Below are 16,700 nucleotides of genomic sequence, written 5' to 3' on the forward strand. Positions count from 1 at the left end.
TCCCCTTCGCTCCGAGTCGAACCGTCTCGACACGGGGGGTGAATCTACGGGGAGGGACCGGGGACCGTCGCCGGAATTGGCTCAGCCCTGCGCCTCGGCGACCCCGACCGGACAGGACAGACCGGTGCCGCCGAGCCTGTGCTGTCATGTGACCCGTGGGCCGGAGCCGGCTGTCGGGCGGACCGGTCCGTCATCCGCGTAGGTGGGCGAGAAGGTCTTCCTGAATGTGGTAGGGGCGTTCTTGGGGCAGGCGCCGGGCGGCGGAGTCCAGATCGCCCCCGTTGACCAGGGCGTGTATCTCGTGGGCGAGTGGGGTCACGTCGCGGATGGAGACCGTCCACTCGTCCGCGTAGCGTCGTGCGGCCTCACCGCAGAGGCCGAGTTGCAGAGACCGGTACGGCAGAGGCCGCCGGCGCAGATCCCGCTCGGGGTCCCACTGCACGCGAGCGGGCGCGCGCTTCAACTGACGCTGCCAGGCGGCCCGGTCGGGGTGCACCCCGCGAACATAGCTCGACAGGCACGCGTGACGCAGCGCCCATTTGAAACCGTCACGACTGATCTCGACCGCGAGAACGGTCTCCTGCCCCTGCTTGGCGCCCCAGCCGCATCGGTACATCATCCACAGGAACGACGGCTTGATCCACGTCATCCTGTCGCGCTTCCACGCGGCGGGAAAACGGCCCTCCTGGATGGCGGGCAGGCCGATTCCCGGAGCGTACGCCTGGTAGACGGTGATCGTGGAGTCCGCGTAGGCCGCACGGATCTCGCGTTGCTGTTGTTCCATGGCGTACAGCGTGGTGACAGCCGGTTCGGGCGGCCACTGATTTTCGACCGCCGGTCACTGCGACGGAGACCGCCGGCCGCAGCACCGTGGGAATCGCCGGTGCCACGGCGTCCGCGTCAGACCTACCGCACGCACTACCGGCTACTTGTCCGTGGCCTCCGGCGCCGGAGCGATTCCCGTCGGGCACGACGCACCCCAGTTGGTCTCGAACGGGGTACTTAGCTTGACCCCGTCCCGACTGGCCTGTTGAGCCATATGACCCGTTGAGCTCCGGCGCCCGGAAGTATCAGCGGCTCTTCGGCGGAGTTGCTTTCCATGTTCGGTCGAGGGAGTCGTCCCAAGTGCCGTCCCGATCGAAGCTCGCGGCTCGGCACCCCCGCGACATGGGCGGGGCCTCATCGTGACGCCACGCGGAATCGCCGACCCGCGTGATCGAGTGTCCGCAGTGGCGGCACACGGACTCCTCCACGAGCGCGGTAGCGATGCGTTCGGCTTCCGCTGAGGCTTCAACCGCCAGATCGTCCAGACGGCGAAGGACTTCGTACCCGCTGAGAGCCGCGTCGTCAGCAAGGATCTGCCTTACGATGCGCCGAGCCTCTCGTACGACGCGTACATGGTCTTCCGTGGCTGCCAAGAAGGCGGCATCGCTCACTGTGCTCCCCCAATAGGTTTTGGCGTTGTCCGGCCCCACGTTAGAGCCAGGGACTGACAGGGGCGCGTACCTGTGCCGGTGTTGACCCGGACCCACCAGCATCCGAAGTCAGCCACGGTGCTTGAGAGTTCAGCCAGGGAGCCACTTCAATGACGCCGTGACTACGACGCCGATGGACGGCACTGGGACTATCGCCGGACGGACCGCACTCAGCGATGTCGTTGAGTGTCTGCGCCGGCAGAGGCCGGTCTTTCACTCCGAAGCCGACCTTCGGCACAGTTTTGCTCGGGCGCTCTGGGAGCTGGCACCGGAGGTGCGCTCCAGGCTGGAGGTGCCGCAACGAGCGCAGGGCAAGACCGAGTACCTGGACCTCCTGTGCCTTGGGCCCTCGACCCGCACCGCAATCGAGTTCAAGTACTTCACCCGAAGTTGGACAGGCACGGCCGGCAATCCATCTGAGGACTACTCATTGAGGGCGCACGCCGCTACCGACATCGCTCGCCTGTACTTCGTTCGGGACATAGCCAGGCTGGAGCGCTTCTGCAGCCGGTCCGGCCAGAACGGTCTTGCCCTGATGATGACCAACGAGGCGTCTCTGTGGACTCCGCCAAGCCCCCGCCGCCGACGTACTCGGGATCACGACTTCAGGATCCACCAGGGACGTGAGCTCGCCGGGACGCTGTTGTGGGCTGAGGGCGTTTATCAGCCGAATACGTGCAGACTGCGGGGTGCGTATTCACTCGATTGGGAGCCGTACACCGACCTGAGCGGGCCAGGCGGTTAGTTCCGCTATCTCGCCGTGTTCGTCAGCCCAGCGCTGGATGGTGCTGACGACGAGTCCGCAAGCGCTTAGGTCAGTGCACGGCGGTGCCGGGTATCAGGGCCACCAGTCCGGAGAGGAAGCTGCCTACTGCCGCGAGTGTGACGAGGGCTGCCTTACCGTCCGAGAACAGCCCGGAGCAGAACTCGTGCACCCGCCGCCGAATGATCAGCATTTTGAGCTTCTGCCACCGGTGCTGCCGGATGTGGCATCCCATAAGGAGGCCAGTTGCATTGTTACGGCAGCCGTCCTCCCGTCCCCTGACCGGAGCTGCGCACGTCACCGGAGCTTGGAAGAAGGACCAGAGGAGCACGGCGGCGGAGAGCGCGATGACCGCCGCGGGGCCGGCGGCTCCGTTGATCCACGCAGCGATGAGTAGAGCGCCGGCCAAGACGCCCCACCACTGTCCCAGGCCACCGAACCGACCGCTCCCCGCCCCCGAAGTCGCCATGTCTGTAATCGTGGCGAGGGACGCAGCGAATCATGCCCTCAGCGTGCGGTATGACCGAGAACTGGCTCTGGGAAGGCTGACTCTCTGCGGCGCCGGTTTGCCCAGACGGCGCCGAAAGCCGGCCGCGCCTCCGTACTGGGTGGTGGGTCGGCGGCACGGCCGGTTGGGCCAGACACGAGCCTGGAGGGTTACTGCTCCGTGACCTCCGGCGCTGGAGCGATGCCCGTCGAGCACGACGCCCCCCAGTTGGTCTCGGACGGGGTACTTAGCTTGACGCCCGTCCCGCCCAGGCCGCAGTAACCCGCGGGGTTCTTGTCGAGGTACTGCTGGTGATATGCCTCGGCCGGGTAGAAGGCGCGGCCCTGTGCCGGGAGGATCTCCGTGGTGATCGTGCCGTAGCCGGAGGAGGTCAGGACCTTCTGGTAGGCCTCGCGGGAGGCCTGCGCCGTGGCCGCCTGCTCCGGGGTGTGGGTGTAGACCGCCGAGCGGTACTGGGTGCCCACGTCATTGCCCTGACGGAAGCCCTGCGTGGGGTTGTGGGACTCCCAGAAGGTCTTGAGCAGGCGGTCGTACGAGATCTGCCGCGGGTCGTAGACCACGCGGACGGCCTCCGTGTGGCCGGTCAGGCCCGAGCAGACCTCCTCGTACGTCGGGTTCTCGGTGTAGCCGCCCTGGTAGCCGACCAGGGTGGTGTGCACGCCCGCCGGGAGCCGCCAGAACGTGCGCTCCGCGCCCCAGAAACAGCCCAGGGCGAAGTCGGCGACCTCCAGGCCCTCCGGGTACGGGCCGAGGAGCGGGGTGCCGAGGACGGTGTGCCGGTGGGGGACCTCGTAGGGGAGTGCGGGGCGGCCCGTGAGTGCCTGCTCGGGGGTGGGCAGCCGGGGCGTGCGGCCGAAGAGCATGGGGGTCTCCCTGTCGGTCGGGGGATGGGGTGCCGGCGGCCTCGCCGGCCGGCACCGCTCACAACGTCCGGGCGACCCGCCGCATTCCGGTCAGGCGGGCGCCGCGGCGGTCTCCCGCACCGCCCGTACCACGGTGTCGCGGACCTGGCAGTAGTGCCCGGCCATGTCGCCCCGGTAGCGCCACGGCAGCGCGTTCACATGACCGTCCACCAGCTTGAACTGTTCCAGCGCCGCCTCGTTGCGGTCCTGGAGGTGCAGGTAGAACGCCAGCAGGTGCCGCAGCTCCGGCAACCGCGGGTGGGACGGGTCCGCCGCCGCGGCGTCCTGGAGCGCCGCCTCGACCCGGGCCAGCATCTCCGGCGTGTTGTCGGCCGCGGTGTCCTCCGACTCGTCGTGCTCGAAGTGCGCGATGAGCGGCAGCGCCGTCAGCAGGCTGCCCAACGGCGCGTCGGCGGCGGCCCGTTCGGCGAACTCGAAGGCCAGCCGCTCGGAGCCGCGCCACTTCGCGCACCAGTACTGGAGCGCCGAGAAGTGGGCCTCGTAGTGGTGCGGGGCGCGGGCGGAGATCTCCGCCCACAGCTTGTCCATGTCGGCGTTCGGATAGCCGAGGCCGAGCGCCACCCATATCTCCGCGATGTACGGAGTGGGGTCCTGCGGGTTCAGCGCCGCCGCCCGGGTGATCTCCGCACGGGCCGAGACCAGCGTGCGGTGGAAGCCCTCGGCCTGCTCCCGGGTCGTGTACCGGGCCGTCTTCGCACCGCGCAGCTTCCAGGCGAGGATCACCGTGCTGCGCGCCCGGACCACGGCGGCGCCGGGGTCGTCGCGCCGCTCGGCCTCCCAGTCCAGCAGCCACGCGTCCTCCTCGGCCGCGCGGTCCGCCAGCAGGTACACGAGCGCGGACCGGCGCTCCCAGTCGTGGCCGACCGCCGCGAGCAGGTCGGCGGCCGGCCGCCAGTCACCGCCGCGGACCGCGGTGAGCGCGGCGGTCCACTCCGCCGGAAGGGGCGCGGCCAGGTCGGTGTTCTGCCGCTCGGCGGGCAGCAGCCCGAGCTTCTGTGCGGCCTGGGCGGCTTCCGCCGCCTCGGCCGCCTCCGCGTCGTCGTCGGGGCTCGGGTGGAACAGCTCCTTCAGAAACACCCAGGCCAGCCACAGCACGAAGAGCAGCGTGGGCACGGCCAGGATGCCCAGAATCCAGAGGAGGACGGTCATCGGGGGTCGGGTCCGTTCGTTTTCGGGAGGTACGGCAGTGGGGGCGGCGCGGGCCTGCCGGGCGGTCGGCGGGCCGTGGCCCGTCAGGCGTTCTGGGTGGCCGGCGGCAGGAGCGCCCGCAGCCGTGTGGTCTCGGGGTGGTCGGCGACCGCCGCCTCCACGGCAGCCTCCAGCGCCGCCTCCGGACCGTCGTCCTCCGTCTGCGAGCCCCAGCCGGGCAGCCGCACCGCCGCCGGGCGGGTCCAGGAGAACTCCCAGTGCAGCAGCGAACGGGAGCTGAACTCGGCCAGCACCATGGTGCGCAGCGAGCGGCGCAGCACGGGCCGGACGAACTCGCGGAACGCCCGCCCCTTCGCGGCGGCGGCCTCCTCCGACAGCGGCAGCTGCTCGGCCACCCGCCACAGCCGGCCGTCGTCGATGACGTCCAGCAGCGCGGACAGCGTCGGCGGCTGACCGGTGTACTGGGCCAGCGCCCGGTGCAGCGGGGTCCGCGCCGCCGACAGGCCCGTGGCCATCGAGGCGTCCAGCAGGTCCTCCCAGCCGCCCGCGCGCGGGTAACCGAGCAGCTCGTCGGCGAGGACGGCGTCCTCCAGGGCGGCCAGGGTGCGCGCCGGGTCGGCCAGCAGGGCCAGCGCCGCCCCCTTGGCCTCGTCGGCGCGGCCGTCCGCGGGCAGCGCCTCGATCCGGCGCACGCGCTCGGCGATCGGCGGGTGCGAGTCGTACGGCCCGGCCGGCTCCTCCGGCAGCTGCGAGCGGAGCCCCGCGAGTTCCAGTTCACGGGCCGTCAGCAGCCGGCCGAAGCCGCCGAAGAACTCGCCGCGCGGCGGCAGCAGCCGGGCCTGCAGGCCGAGGGTGGCGTAGGACTCCAGGTAGAAGTCGTGGGAGGCGGACAGGACCGGGATCTCGCGCAGCGCCGAGGCGGTCGCGTCCCGTCCGGCGATCCGGGCGGCGGTCAGGTCGGCGGCGAACTCCTGGCCGCGCGCGGTGGAGAGGGAGGTACGCAGGTAGAGCTTGCCGTAGGCGGTGTAGATCCTCGCCATCGTCCGGTACGTCGCTCCGACGCCGGTCGTGTCGATCCGCTTGGCCTTCTTGCCCTTGGCGATCCGCTTGGCGGACGCCCGTTCCTGCCGGGCCCGGTCGGCGGCCACCTTCTCGTCCGCCTTCTCGTGGAACTGGCCGATGACCCGGCCGATCTGCACGCGCCCGCGCACGACCAGCGCGGAGAGCCGGGTGTCCCCGCCGGTGAAGTGCCCGAACTCGTGGGCGAGTACGGACCGCAGCTGGGCCTCGGTCAGGCCGGTCAGCAGCGGGACGCCGAGGTAGAGCCGGCGCGGGCCGGGAAGCAGGCCGAGCAGCCGCGGGTTCTCGCTGACGGCCGCGTTGACCTCGCCGGTGAGCAGGATGCGGTCGGGCGCGCGGGTGCCGGCCGCCGCGGCCAGCTCCCGGACCAGCGCCCACAGGCGGGGCTCGTCGGCCTCGGTGACCGGGATGCCGGGCCCGTCCTCGCCCTTCGGGGTGCGCAGCATCAGCATGCCGCGGACGACGGGGACGGCCAGCAGTACCGTGACGAAGCCGACCTTCACGGTGAGCGGGCCGTGTCCCCAGCCGAACACGAGGACGTCGACGGCGATCAGCGCGGCGAGCAGAACGAGGCTCAGCAGGTAGAAGCCGAGCAGCAGGACGAGGGCGCGCAGCGCGCGCAGAGTTGCGCCCATCGGGCAGATCCCCCCACAGGACCAAAGGGAAAAGGGACATGACGGAGCGCCGGGCCGGCGGCGGGCCGGTCGGCCGCGGGCGGTGCTTCGGCGGTGCCGGCGGTGCTGGGTGGTGCGTCTGGTGCGGTGTGGGGGGATGCGGAGTATGCCCTACCGCAGGTCAGAAGGGCAATGCGATTTCGGGGGCGCAAGGGGTGGGGGTCCCGGGACGGGGCCCGGAGGGGTGCGTCAGCCGGGGAGGCCGGCCGGGCTGCCGCCGTTGGCCTCGTAACCGGCCACGGCCAGCGCACGGTGCAGGGCGAACTCGGCGGCCGGATCGGCGGACAGGATCCACGGCAGCGCGCCGACGTGACCGTCGATGTGTATCAGCTGCTGCATGGCCTCCGCCCAGCGTTCGGCGCGGACCAGGAAGAACAGCAGCAGGTGCCGGACGTGCGGCAGCATGGGGTCCTCGGGGCCGGCCGCGTGCACCGCGTGCAGCGCGCCGTGGATCGCCTTGGTGACGACCTCGCTCCGGTAGAAGCTCGCGACCAGGTTCACCTCCGGCAGGTGCTCGAACACCGCGAACAGCGGCAGCGCGGCGAGCAGCGAACCCTCCGGGGCACGGGCCGCGGCGGCCTCCGCGAAGGAGTACGCCTGCTCGCGCGAGCCGTGCCACTTCTCGCACCAGTACTGCAACGCGGCCAGGTGCGCGCCCATATGGTGCGGGGCGCGGTCGAGGATCTTCAGCCACAGCTGGTCGAACTCGGCGTGCTGATAGGCCAGTCCGCGTGCGATGGACAGCTCCGTCACGTAGGGAACCGGGTCACCGGGCGCCAGCAGGGCCGCCTGCGCACAGGCGTGCCGCGCCTCCTCCATGATGATGCGGAAGTCGTCCGTGCCCGGCGTCGACGTCCGCCAGGCCTGCTGCACCAGGAACTCCGCGTGGACGGCGGCGGCGCCCGCGTCCTTGGGCTGCTCGGCCCGCCACACCCGCAGCCACTGGCCGCCCGGCGTCTCGTGCACCCCGCCGGGCCGCTGCTGCAACTCCAGCGCGGCGGCACCGGCGAAGGCCTGCACCCGCTGCCAGCGCCGCTCGCCCCCGGACTCGGTGCCGGCCAGCAGCTGGGCGGCGGCCCGGTAGTCCTGCGTGCGCTGCACCAGCTCCAGGACCTGGAGCAGGTCCTCGTCCGGGCCGGGCAGGCGTACGTCCAGCTCCTCCTGGCGCAGGAAGCCGTAGGCCGCGGGGTCGGCGGCGTCCGGGTGTCCCGGGGGAACCTGCTCGATCACCCCGCGCCTGCGCCGTACGACCGGGAGCAGCACGAAGCCCAGCAGGAGCAGCGCCATCAGCAGCCAGAGAATCGACATGCCTCAAGCGAACCAGACGCCGCCGACAATTGGCGAACCCCGCCGCCGGACTGTGGAAAACTCCGGGCGAGGACATGACAGCGGATGCCTCATGAATCGAATGAGGCAACGCGGCTCGGAGCATGCCGCCGGCGGCCGCCCGGCCGTCCGAGCATGACGGCCGGATTGCGCGGCACGGCGAGAGCTCATGGCGGGCGTCACCATCCCGCCGGGCGCATTACGCTCGGTGCACATGAGCGACAGGCACATCAGTCAGCACTTCGAGACCCTCGCGATCCACGCGGGCAACACCGCGGATCCCCTCACCGGCGCGGTCGTCCCGCCGATCTACCAGGTCTCGACCTACAAGCAGGACGGCGTCGGCGGGCTCCGCGGCGGCTACGAGTACAGCCGTAGCGCCAACCCGACCCGGACCGCCCTGGAGGAGAACCTCGCCGCGCTGGAGGGCGGCCGCCGCGGCCTCGCCTTCGCGTCCGGCCTGGCGGCCGAGGACACCCTGCTGCGTACGCTGCTCACCCCCGGCGACCACGTGGTGATCCCGAACGACGCCTACGGCGGCACCTTCCGGCTCTTCGCGAAGGTCGCCACCCGCTGGGGGGTGGAGTGGTCGGTCGCCGACACCAGCGATCCGGCCGCCGTGCGGGCCGCGATCACCCCGAAGACCAAGGCCGTCTGGGTGGAGACCCCCTCCAACCCGCTGCTCGGCATCACCGACATCGCCGCCGTCGCCCAGGTCGCCCACGACGCGGGCGCGAAGCTCGTCGTCGACAACACCTTCGCCACGCCCTACCTCCAGCAGCCGCTGGCGCTCGGCGCCGACGTCGTCGTGCACTCCCTGACCAAGTACATGGGCGGTCACTCCGACGTGGTCGGCGGCGCGCTGATCGTCTCCGACCCGGGGCTCGGTGAGGAACTGGCCTACCACCAGAACGCGATGGGCGCCGTCGCCGGCCCCTTCGACTGCTGGCTGGTGCTGCGCGGCACCAAGACCCTCGCGGTGCGCATGGACCGGCACAGCGAGAACGCCACGAAGATCGCCGACATGCTGTCCCGGCACGCGCGCGTGACGAGCGTGCTCTACCCGGGGCTGCCCGAGCACCCCGGCCACGAGGTCGCCGCCAAGCAGATGAAGGCGTTCGGCGGCATGGTGTCGTTCCGGGTCGAGGGCGGCGAGCAGGCCGCGGTCGACGTGTGCAACCGCGCCCAGGTGTTCACCCTCGGCGAGTCCCTCGGCGGTGTCGAGTCCCTCATCGAGCACCCCGGCCGGATGACGCACGCCTCCGTCGCCGGTTCCGCGCTGGAGGTCCCGGCCGACCTGGTGCGCCTGTCGGTCGGCATCGAGAACGTCGACGACCTGCTGGAGGACCTGCGGCAGGCCCTCGGCAAGTAGCGGGGGTCACCAGCCGGTCAGCGGTGGGGTCGTCTGCGAGGGCGGCTCCGCCCAGGGGTGGGCGTCGGCCGCCCACACCGCGAAGGCGACGGCCGCGACGCAGGCCAGCAGCCACAGGACCCGGCGGACGAGCCGCCGCTGCCGCAGCAGTCGTTCCCCGCGGCGCACCGCGTCCGCGTGCAGCTCCGGCGGCACCGGAGCCCCGCCCCGCTCCATGATCCGCCGCACGGCGGCTTCCCGCTCGCCCCGCCTCACCACGGCCTCCCGCCGCCGGACCGGCGCTCCCGCGACGAGGGGCCCCGGTGGCGGCCGTGCGGGGGGACGGGCCGTACGGGATCACCGGCGCGGCTCATGACGGTGCCGCCCCGGTGTTCGCCGCGCGGGGGGCGACCGGGCGGGCGGGGTGCAGCACGTCGGCCGTCGCGCGGTCGCAGAGGCTGTGGACGCGTTCCACGGGCAGGCCGAGCAGGGCCGCCGTCTGCTCCTCGGCCACCCCCTCGTAGAACCGCAGGACCAGGACCAGCCGCTCGCGCGGTGCGAGCGCGGCCAGCGGACTGCGCGGATCCGGCCGGGCGCGGCCGAGGGCGTTGTACCGGTGCCAGGTGGTGCGCGCGAAGCGGGTGGCGAGGTACTGGCGGGCGCAGTCGTACGGGTCCTCGCCGCGCAGCCGGTCCCAGCGGGCGTAGGTGTGGGCGAGCGCGAGCGTCAGCAGGCGCCGCGCGCGCGGGTTGGCGTCCGGCGCCTCGGCGGTGAGCAGCATGGCGGCGTGCAGCAGGCGCCCGGCCGCACCCGCGACGAACGCCTCGAACTCCCGGGCCCGGCGGGCATCACGGGCCGCTTGCCGATCCCCCACCGCACCTCCCCCCGACGGGGTCCCGCCCCGGCCGGGCCGGGGCCGGTCCGGACGAACCCCTCTGCGGACCCGGTCTCATATCAGGCCAGTGACGGGCCGGGGTCAAGCCCTCGGAACCCGCGCCGTGCGGCGCGCGGTCAGGAGGCCGGGGGCTGCTCCGCCGCCGGAACGCCCTGCACGGTCATCCGCGCGGAGAGCGCGTGGTTGAAGCGGGTGAGCAGCGTGCAGAACTGCTCGCGCTCCTCCGGCGCCCAGTCGTGTGTCAGCTCGGCCATGAGCTGACGCCGGGACGAGCGCACCTCCTCCAGCCGCGCGGCACCGCGTGGCGACAGCTGGAGCACCACCGCGCGCCCGTCCTCCGGGTGCGAGGTGCGCTTGACGAGCCCGGTGTCGACCAGGGGCGCCACCTGCCGGGTGACCGTGGAGGAGTCGATGCCCATGCTCGCGGCGAGCGCCTTGACGCCCATCGGGCCCTCGTTGTCGAGCCGGTTGAGCAGCAGGTACGCGGCACGGTCCATGGAGTTGCGCACCTGGCCGACGCCGCCGAGCCGCGTCTGTTCGGCACGGCGGGCGAACACCGCCACCTCGTGCTGGAGGGTGTCGAGGAGACCGGTGTCACCGACGGTCGTCATGTCCATCGACATTTCAGGTGTTGTGGGCATGGCCGGAGGCTCGCTTCATGAAGGGCTGCTGGTTGGGGGACAGGGTACGCGGCCCGGCGCCGGGCCGTACCGGCGCTGCACGAACCGGTCTCGCTGCTTGGTCACGCCCGTCGTGCGCGAACGTGAACTGCGATGCTGGAGTCATGAGCTACCGCACGGCCGACTCCTTGCGCTCCGTGACCCTCGACGACGTGCGCGGCGCCCAGAAGATGCTCTCGGGAGTGGCCCGTGTGACCGCGATGGAGGGCAGCCGGCACCTGTCCCAGCTGGTCGGCGCCCCCGTACACCTGAAGTGCGAGAACCTCCAGCGGACCGGCTCGTTCAAGCTGCGCGGCGCCTACGTGCGGATCGCCGGGCTGCTGCCGGAGGAGCGGGCGGCCGGTGTGGTGGCCGCGAGCGCCGGCAACCACGCGCAGGGCGTGGCGCTCGCCTCCTCCCTGCTCGGTGTGCACGCCACGGTGTTCATGCCGGAGGGCGCGCCGCTGCCGAAGATCAGCGCGACCCGGGACTACGGCGCCGAGGTGCGCCTGCACGGCCAGGTGGTCGACGAGACGCTGGCCGCCGCCCAGGAGTACGCGGACCGGACCGGCGCGGTGTTCATCCACCCCTTCGACCACCCGGACGTGATCGCCGGCCAGGGCACGGTCGGCCTGGAGATCCTGGAGCAGTGCCCGGAGGTCCGCACGATCGTCGTCGGCATGGGCGGCGGCGGGCTCGCGGCGGGGATCGCGGTGGGGGTGAAGGCGCTGCGGCCGGACGTGCGGATCGTCGGCGTGCAGGCGGAGGGGGCCGCCTGCTACCCGCCCTCGCTGGCCGCCGGGCGCCCGGTGTCGTTGCTGAGCCCGGCGACGATGGCCGACGGCATCAAGGTGGGGCGGCCCGGTGTGGTGCCGTTCGGGATCGTCGGCGAGCTGGTCGATGAGGTGCGCACGGTCAGCGAGGACCAGTTGTCGGCGGCGCTGCTGCTCTGCCTGGAGCGGGCCAAGCTGGTCGTGGAGCCGGCCGGGGCGAGCCCGGTGGCGGCGCTGCTGGCCGCGCCGGACGCCTTCGGGGGCCCGGTCGTCGCGGTGCTCTCCGGCGGCAACGTCGACCCGGTGCTGATGCAGCGGGTGCTGCGGCACGGCATGGCCGCGCAGGGCCGTTACCTGGCCGTCCGGCTGCGGCTGACGGACCGGCCGGGCGCGCTCGCCACGCTGCTCGGGGTGCTGTCGGCGGCCGACGCCAACGTCCTCGACGTGAGCCACGTCCGCACCGGTCATGGGCTCGGTCTGACGGAGGCCGAGGTCGAGCTGCACCTGGAGACGAAGGGCCCGGCGCACTGCGCCGAGGTCGGCCGGGCCCTGCGGGAGGCCGGCTACACCGTCATGGACTGACCCGGAACGGCCGGCCACGGCCACCTCCCGTTCGAGTGAAGTCTCTTGAGGGACGCGATACATCGCGTTATGGTGTGTCGTGTGGTCGCCGGCCGGCCTGCCCGCACGAGTACCGCACCCGTGCGCACCGGCGTCCGCATCAGCGAAAACCACGGGCACGGCCGGGCGAACAAACCTAGCCTTTGCGAAGAATCCGTCCCCGAAATCCCCGACGACGTGGAGACACATATGCCAGGTGCCATCTATGCCGAAGGTCTGGTGAAGACCTTCGGCGACGTAAGGGCACTGGACGGCGTCGACCTCGACGTGCCCGAGGGCACGGTCCTCGGCCTCCTCGGGCCGAACGGCGCCGGCAAGACGACGGCCGTCCGCTGCCTGACGACCCTGCTGCGCCCCGACAGCGGCAAGGCGGTGGTCGCCGGCGTGGACGTGCTGCGGCACCCCGACGCCGTACGCCGCTCCATCGGCCTCTCCGGCCAGTTCGCGGCGGTCGACGAGTACCTGACCGGCAGGGAGAACCTGCAGATGGTCGGGCAGCTCTACCAGATGAGGGCGAAGGCGGCCAAGGCGCGCGCGGCGGAGCTGCTGGAGCAGTTCCACCTCGCCGACGCCGCCGACCGTCCCGCCAAGACCTACTCCGGAGGCATGCGCCGCCGGCTGGACCTCGCCGCGGCCCTCGTGGTCTCGCCGCCGGTGATGTTCATGGACGAACCGACGACGGGCCTCGACCCGCGCAACCGCCAGCAGCTGTGGGAGGTCATCAAACAGCTCGTCTCCGGCGGAACGACGCTGCTGCTCACCACGCAGTACCTGGAAGAGGCCGACCACCTGGCCCATGACATCGCGGTCGTCGACCACGGCCGGGTCATCGCCAAGGGCACCTCCGACCAGCTCAAGGCCCGCACCGGCGGCGAGCGCGTCGAGGTCGTGGTGCACCAGCGGGAGGAGCTGGCCGCCGCCGCGGAGGTGCTGCGCGGCTTCGGCAAGGGCGAGACCACGGTCGAGGAGCACACCCGCAAGCTCACGGTGCCCGTCACCGGCGGCGCCAAGCTGCTCGCCGAGGTCATCCGCGAGCTGGACTCGCGCGGGATCGAGATGGACGACGTCGGGCTGCGCCGCCCCACCCTCGACGACGTCTTCCTGTCCCTGACCGGACACGCGGCGGAGAGCGCCGCGCAGGACGAGCGCACCGGCAAGGAGGCCGTGAAATGAGTGCCGTCACCGAGACCGCGCCCGTCGCGGCACCCGGCAACCCTGTGGTCAGATCCGTCCGCGACTCACTGGTCGTAGCCCGCCGGAACCTGATCCGCATGGGCCGGATTCCCGAGATGCTGATCTTCGGGCTGATCCAGCCCATCATGTTCGTGGTGCTGTTCACCTACGTGTTCGGCGGCTCGATCCAGGTCGGCTCCTCCAACTCCACGCAGGCCTACCGCGAGTTCCTGATGGCCGGCATCTTCGCCCAGACCGTCACGTTCGCCACGGCGGGCGCCGGCGCGGGCATCGCCGACGACATGCACAAGGGCCTCATCGACCGGTTCCGCTCCCTGCCCATGGCGCGCGGTGCGGTCCTGACCGGGCGCACCCTCGCCGACCTGGTCCAGACGGCGCTGACCCTGCTCGTCCTCGCGGTCGTGGCCGTGCTGGTCGGCTGGCGCACGCACGAGAACTTCGGCAAGGTGCTCGCCGGATTCGCCCTGTTCCTGCTGCTCGGCTACGCGTTCTCCTGGATCGGCGCGCTCATCGGCCTGTCCGTGCGCACCCCGGAGGCGGCGACCTCGGGCGGTCTGATCTGGCTGTTTCCGCTGACGTTCATCTCGAACGCGTTCGTGGACGCGAACCAGATGCCGGTTTTCCTGCGGCACATAGCGGAGTGGAACCCGTTCAGCGCCACCGTCCAGGCATGCCGCGAGCTGTTCGGCAACCTGCCGCCGGGCTTCCGGACACCCGACGCCTGGCCCATGCAGCACCCGGTCCTGGCCTCGCTGATCTGGTCGGTGGTGATCATCCTGGTGTTCCGCACCCTCGCCGTGCGCAAGTACCGCTCCGCGACCGCCTGACCGCCCCGCGGCGGCGGGCCGCCCGCGGGCGGCCCGAGCATGACAAGGCCCCCGGCACCCCTGAGGGCGCCGGGGGCCGGAAGCCGACCGGGGCCGGGATCAGCTTGTGTACGGCTCGGCCTTCAGGATGCGGACCGAGGCCTTCTTGCCGTTCGGCAGCTCGTACTCCGCGTCCTCGCCGACCTTGTGGCCGATGACGCCCCGGCCCAGCGGGGACTGCGGCGAGTAGGTCTCGATGTCGGAGCTCGCGTACTCGCGGGAGGCGAGCAGGAACGTCAGCGTGTCGTCCTCGTCACCGTCGAAGGCGATCGTGACGACCATGCCGGGCGCGACGGCACCGTCCGCGGCCGGCGGCTCGCCGACCTTGGCGTTCTCGAGGAGCTGGGTCAGCTGGCGCACGCGCAGTTCCTGCTTGCCCTGCTCCTCCTTGGCCGCGTGGTACCCGCCGTTCTCGCGCAGGTCGCCCTCCTCGCGCGCGGCCGCGATCTTGGCGGCGATCTCCGTGCGCGCAGGACCAGTAAGGTACTCAAGCTCGTCCTTGAGCTTGTTGTACGCCTCCTGGGTCAGCCAGGTGACGTTCTCGCTGGTCTGGGTCACAGGGTGCTCCTCGTCGGTACTGGGAATACAAAGCATCGCCCTACCCAGAAGCATGTTCCCTCATGGATGGGCGAAACCACGAGCCTAACAATTCAACGCCGGAAGGGGGAGGACATAAGCCATCAGAACCACATCAACGCAGGTCAGTGCCTACGCATTCCGGGTGAACCCGGAGCGTGGCCGCGCGTGTCCGGCGGGTGTCAGCCGGCGTGACAGCCCAGCAGTTCGGCCGTCGTCCCCTGCGCCGTCGTACGGAGCGTGACGACCTTGTCGATCCGGGTGGCCGACCCGGAGAAGCGGAAGTCCGCGCGGCCCACCTCGGCGCCGTCGGCCGACTGCGAGCGCAGGGTGCAGTAGCCGGAGGCGCCGGCGTCCTTGCGGACCTCCAGGTGCACCTTGACCGCGTCGCCGGAGGCCTGGAAGGTGATGACCTCGGCGCTGATCTCGTTCTGCGCGACGTAGTGGTAGGCGAAATAGCCGACCAGTGCGAGCAGCACCGCGCCCAGCACCGAACCGGCGATCCTGAGCTTGCGGTCGGCGCGCTGGTCCGAGGAACGGCCGTAACGGCCCTCGGGCAGCCGCGTGCTCGCGGTACTCATGATCGTCCTCTCCGCGGAATTATTCGCCCCCCGATTCGGTCACTATAGAAGCCGCCCGCCCGCCGCCCGACCACCGCCCCTCCGGGACGCCTCTTCGGGGCGGCACCCGTTTGACCGCACCCCACGACGCGGGGCGCCGACTTACCGAGGATTGAGTCTTGACTGACCAGTTGCGACTGATGGCCGTTCACGCGCACCCCGACGACGAGTCGAGCAAGGGCGCGGCCACCATGGCGAAGTACGTGTCCGAGGGGGTGGACGTGCTGGTGGTGACCTGCACCGGCGGAGAGCGCGGGTCCATCCTCAATCCCAAGCTCCAGGGCGACGCCTACATCGAGGAGCACATCCACGAGGTGCGCCGCAAGGAGATGGACGAGGCCCGGGAGATCCTCGGCGTCAAGCAGGAGTGGCTCGGCTTCGTCGACTCCGGGCTGCCGGAGGGTGACCCGCTGCCGCCGCTGCCCGAGGGCTGCTTCGCCCTGGAGGACGTCGACAAGGCGGCCGGTGAGCTGGTGAAGCAGATCCGCTCCTTCCGCCCGCAGGTGATCACCACCTACGACGAGAACGGCGGCTACCCGCACCCCGACCACATCATGACCCACAAGATCTCCATGGTGGCGTTCGAGGGCGCGGCGGACACCGGGAAGTACCCCGAGGACGAGTTCGGCCCCGCCTACCAGCCGCTGAAGCTCTACTACAACCAGGGCTTCAACCGTCCCCGCACCGAGGCCCTGCACCAGGCCATGCTCGACCGCGGCCTGGAGTCGCCGTACGGGGAGTGGCTCAAGCGGTGGAACGAGGCGGAGCGCACCGAGCGCACCCTGACCACGCACATCCCGTGCGCGGACTTCTTCGAGATCCGCGACAAGGCCCTGATCGCCCACGCCACGCAGATCGACCCGGACGGCGGCTGGTTCAAGGTGCCGCTGGAGCTCCAGAAGGAGGTCTGGCCGACGGAGGAGTACGAGCTGGCGAAGTCCCTCGTCGATACTTCCCTCCCCGAGGACGACCTCTTCGCGGGCATCCGGGACAATGCCTGACATGAGCGCAAGCGTGAGCCTGGCAGTGACGCACCTCGTCCCCCTCGCCAAGGAGGTGGACGAGAACAAGGTCACCCCCGGCGTCCTCGGTTTCATCGTCTTCGCGGTGATGGCCGTGGCCGTCTGGGGACTGATGAAGTCGATGAACAAGCACATGCAGAAGGTCGACTTCAAGCAGTCGCCGGACGACGACGCGGAGAAGGCCCGGGAACAGGCCGACTCCGCGGCACAGCAGCGCTGACCCGC

Annotated in this window: 17 protein-coding genes; 6 read left to right on the plus strand and 11 right to left on the minus strand. The window is 71.3% G+C overall.

Annotated features, from left to right (window positions below; translation table 11 throughout):
• Positions 1–190: 190 nt before the first annotated feature.
• From AB0947_RS04420 to AB0947_RS04445, 6 genes are all read right to left on the minus strand, one after another.
• Positions 191–784, minus strand: a complete 594-nt coding sequence (locus AB0947_RS04420; protein WP_366748730.1) for a DUF4291 domain-containing protein — start codon at positions 782–784, stop codon at positions 191–193.
• A 1,506-nt stretch (positions 785–2,290) separates the two neighbouring features.
• Entirely contained in the window at positions 2,291–2,431 is a 141-nt protein-coding gene (locus AB0947_RS04425; RefSeq protein WP_366748731.1) for a hypothetical protein, read from the minus strand.
• Positions 2,432–2,895: 464 nt separating this feature from the next.
• Positions 2,896–3,609: a peptide-methionine (S)-S-oxide reductase MsrA gene (gene msrA, locus AB0947_RS04430; protein WP_366748732.1), complete on the minus strand. Its 714-nt coding sequence runs from the start codon at positions 3,607–3,609 to the stop codon at positions 2,896–2,898.
• 90 nt (positions 3,610–3,699) lie between these two features.
• Positions 3,700–4,818 carry a hypothetical protein gene (locus AB0947_RS04435; protein WP_366748733.1) on the minus strand — a complete coding sequence of 373 codons (1,119 nt, stop codon included), beginning with the start codon at positions 4,816–4,818 and terminating at the stop codon, positions 3,700–3,702.
• An 83-nt stretch (positions 4,819–4,901) separates the two neighbouring features.
• Positions 4,902–6,533 (minus strand): M48 family metalloprotease, encoded by a 1,632-nt coding sequence (locus AB0947_RS04440; protein ID WP_366748734.1) that lies wholly within the window; start codon positions 6,531–6,533, stop codon positions 4,902–4,904.
• Between the two features lie 228 nt (positions 6,534–6,761).
• Positions 6,762–7,880 carry a hypothetical protein gene (locus tag AB0947_RS04445; protein ID WP_366748735.1) on the minus strand — a complete coding sequence of 373 codons (1,119 nt, stop codon included), beginning with the start codon at positions 7,878–7,880 and terminating at the stop codon, positions 6,762–6,764.
• Between the two features lie 232 nt (positions 7,881–8,112).
• On the opposite strand from AB0947_RS04445, the gene AB0947_RS04450 reads away from it, so the two are divergent.
• Complete coding sequence (locus AB0947_RS04450) at positions 8,113–9,270, plus strand: cystathionine gamma-synthase (RefSeq protein WP_366748736.1); 1,158 nt, start codon at positions 8,113–8,115, stop codon at positions 9,268–9,270.
• Between the two features lie 6 nt (positions 9,271–9,276).
• On the opposite strand, the gene AB0947_RS04455 is transcribed toward AB0947_RS04450, so the two are convergent.
• From AB0947_RS04455 to AB0947_RS04465, 3 genes are all read right to left on the minus strand, one after another.
• Entirely contained in the window at positions 9,277–9,525 is a 249-nt protein-coding gene (locus tag AB0947_RS04455) for a hypothetical protein (protein ID WP_366748737.1), read from the minus strand.
• Between the two features lie 94 nt (positions 9,526–9,619).
• Positions 9,620–10,123: a sigma factor-like helix-turn-helix DNA-binding protein gene (locus tag AB0947_RS04460; RefSeq protein WP_366748738.1), complete on the minus strand. Its 504-nt coding sequence runs from the start codon at positions 10,121–10,123 to the stop codon at positions 9,620–9,622.
• 137 nt (positions 10,124–10,260) lie between these two features.
• Positions 10,261–10,767: a MarR family transcriptional regulator gene (locus tag AB0947_RS04465; RefSeq protein WP_171159750.1), complete on the minus strand. Its 507-nt coding sequence runs from the start codon at positions 10,765–10,767 to the stop codon at positions 10,261–10,263.
• 161 nt (positions 10,768–10,928) lie between these two features.
• Here AB0947_RS04465 and ilvA point away from each other — a divergent pair, with 161 nt between their 5' ends.
• The 3 genes from ilvA to AB0947_RS04480 all read left to right on the plus strand — a co-directional run bounded on the left by ilvA (position 10,929) and on the right by AB0947_RS04480 (position 14,218).
• Positions 10,929–12,158 (plus strand): threonine ammonia-lyase, encoded by a 1,230-nt coding sequence (ilvA, locus tag AB0947_RS04470; protein ID WP_366748739.1) that lies wholly within the window; start codon positions 10,929–10,931, stop codon positions 12,156–12,158.
• Between the two features lie 228 nt (positions 12,159–12,386).
• A complete protein-coding gene (locus AB0947_RS04475; protein ID WP_366748740.1) occupies positions 12,387–13,370 on the plus strand; it encodes an ATP-binding cassette domain-containing protein in 984 nt (327 codons plus the stop codon).
• Positions 13,367–14,218 carry an ABC transporter permease gene (locus tag AB0947_RS04480; RefSeq protein WP_366748741.1) on the plus strand — a complete coding sequence of 284 codons (852 nt, stop codon included), beginning with the start codon at positions 13,367–13,369 and terminating at the stop codon, positions 14,216–14,218. The genes AB0947_RS04475 and AB0947_RS04480 overlap by 4 nt, the downstream gene beginning before the upstream one ends.
• A gap of 99 nt (positions 14,219–14,317) precedes the next feature.
• On the opposite strand, the gene greA is transcribed toward AB0947_RS04480, so the two are convergent.
• Positions 14,318–14,815: a transcription elongation factor GreA gene (gene greA, locus AB0947_RS04485; protein ID WP_366748742.1), complete on the minus strand. Its 498-nt coding sequence runs from the start codon at positions 14,813–14,815 to the stop codon at positions 14,318–14,320.
• A gap of 200 nt (positions 14,816–15,015) precedes the next feature.
• The gene (locus AB0947_RS04490) at positions 15,016–15,414 is read right to left on the minus strand and encodes a DUF4307 domain-containing protein (RefSeq protein WP_366748743.1); all 399 of its coding nucleotides are present in this window, start codon (positions 15,412–15,414) and stop codon (positions 15,016–15,018) included.
• Positions 15,415–15,593: 179 nt separating this feature from the next.
• Between AB0947_RS04490 and mca the strand changes: the two genes are divergently transcribed.
• The gene (gene mca / locus AB0947_RS04495) at positions 15,594–16,454 is read left to right on the plus strand and encodes a mycothiol conjugate amidase Mca (RefSeq protein ID WP_366748807.1); all 861 of its coding nucleotides are present in this window, start codon (positions 15,594–15,596) and stop codon (positions 16,452–16,454) included.
• Positions 16,447–16,695: a hypothetical protein gene (locus tag AB0947_RS04500; protein WP_366748744.1), complete on the plus strand. Its 249-nt coding sequence runs from the start codon at positions 16,447–16,449 to the stop codon at positions 16,693–16,695. The genes mca and AB0947_RS04500 overlap by 8 nt, the downstream gene beginning before the upstream one ends.
• The last annotated feature ends 5 nt before the right edge of the window (positions 16,696–16,700 follow it).

Origin of the sequence: Streptomyces sp. NPDC047841 (genome assembly GCF_040704085.1) — a bacterium.
Taxonomy (GTDB): Bacteria; Actinomycetota; Actinomycetes; order Streptomycetales; family Streptomycetaceae; genus Streptomyces; species Streptomyces argyrophylli.

Excerpts from the sequence above, each read along its gene's own strand:
- AB0947_RS04420 (WP_366748730.1), bottom strand. The coding sequence starts at position 784 with ATGGAACAACAGCAACGCGAGATCCGTGCGGCCTACGCGGACTCCACG.
- AB0947_RS04425 (WP_366748731.1), bottom strand. The coding sequence starts at position 2,431 with ATGCTGATCATTCGGCGGCGGGTGCACGAGTTCTGCTCCGGGCTGTTC.
- msrA (WP_366748732.1), bottom strand. The coding sequence starts at position 3,609 with ATGCTCTTCGGCCGCACGCCCCGGCTGCCCACCCCCGAGCAGGCACTC.
- AB0947_RS04435 (WP_366748733.1), bottom strand. The coding sequence starts at position 4,818 with ATGACCGTCCTCCTCTGGATTCTGGGCATCCTGGCCGTGCCCACGCTG.
- AB0947_RS04440 (WP_366748734.1), bottom strand. The coding sequence starts at position 6,533 with ATGGGCGCAACTCTGCGCGCGCTGCGCGCCCTCGTCCTGCTGCTCGGC.
- AB0947_RS04445 (WP_366748735.1), bottom strand. The coding sequence starts at position 7,880 with ATGTCGATTCTCTGGCTGCTGATGGCGCTGCTCCTGCTGGGCTTCGTG.
- AB0947_RS04450 (WP_366748736.1), top strand. The coding sequence starts at position 8,113 with ATGAGCGACAGGCACATCAGTCAGCACTTCGAGACCCTCGCGATCCAC.
- AB0947_RS04465 (WP_171159750.1), bottom strand. The coding sequence starts at position 10,767 with ATGTCGATGGACATGACGACCGTCGGTGACACCGGTCTCCTCGACACC.
- ilvA (WP_366748739.1), top strand. The coding sequence starts at position 10,929 with ATGAGCTACCGCACGGCCGACTCCTTGCGCTCCGTGACCCTCGACGAC.
- AB0947_RS04475 (WP_366748740.1), top strand. The coding sequence starts at position 12,387 with ATGCCAGGTGCCATCTATGCCGAAGGTCTGGTGAAGACCTTCGGCGAC.
- AB0947_RS04480 (WP_366748741.1), top strand. The coding sequence starts at position 13,367 with ATGAGTGCCGTCACCGAGACCGCGCCCGTCGCGGCACCCGGCAACCCT.
- AB0947_RS04490 (WP_366748743.1), bottom strand. The coding sequence starts at position 15,414 with ATGAGTACCGCGAGCACGCGGCTGCCCGAGGGCCGTTACGGCCGTTCC.
- mca (WP_366748807.1), top strand. The coding sequence starts at position 15,594 with ATGGCCGTTCACGCGCACCCCGACGACGAGTCGAGCAAGGGCGCGGCC.
- AB0947_RS04500 (WP_366748744.1), top strand. The coding sequence starts at position 16,447 with ATGCCTGACATGAGCGCAAGCGTGAGCCTGGCAGTGACGCACCTCGTC.